1 protein-coding gene is annotated in these 616 nt (G+C 66.7%); it reads left to right on the top strand.

Going from position 1 to position 616, the window contains the following annotated elements:
• On the top strand, nt 1-616 hold a 616-nt coding region (locus IE217_RS34385; protein ID WP_190181882.1), incomplete at both ends, for a nickel-dependent hydrogenase large subunit.

Below are 616 nucleotides of genomic sequence, written 5' to 3'. Positions count from 1 at the left end.
CCACCGGCGAAGACCTCGCCCTGGACACCGGCGGCGGCCCCCTGGCCCGCCTGTGGTCCACCGCCCTGAACGCCCGCGTCCACACCCCCTACATCCAAGCCACCGGCCACAGCGTCAAAATCACCCTCCCCAAAAGCGAACAACTCCCCGAGACCACCCTGGAATGGCACATCCCCAAGTGGTCCAACACCATCGAACGCGACCGCGCCCGCCCCTACTTCGTCGCCTACGCCGCCGCCATGGCCCTGCACTTCCTCGAACAGGCCCAACACCTCCTCCACACCGGCGACACCCGCACCTTCACCAACTTCACCGTCCCCGACGAAGCCATCGGCTGCGGCTTCCACGAAGCCGTCCGCGGCGTCCTGTCCCACCACCTCGTCATCAAGGACAAGAAGATCGCCAACTACCACCCCTACCCACCCACCCCCTGGAACGCCAGCCCCCGCGACCACCACGGCACCCCCGGCCCCTACGAAGACGCCGTACAGAACCAGCCCCTCTTCGAGGAAAACGGCCCCGACGACTTCAAAGGCATCGACATCATGCGCACCGTCCGCAGCTTCGACCCCTGCCTCCCCTGCGGCGTCCACATGTACACCGGCAACGGCAAAAC

This window comes from Streptomyces naganishii JCM 4654 (assembly GCF_014650575.1).
Lineage (GTDB): Bacteria > Actinomycetota > Actinomycetes > Streptomycetales > Streptomycetaceae > Streptomyces > Streptomyces naganishii.
Note: the sequence above shows the minus strand (reverse complement) of the source record. Positions and strands in the feature narration are given on the sequence as shown.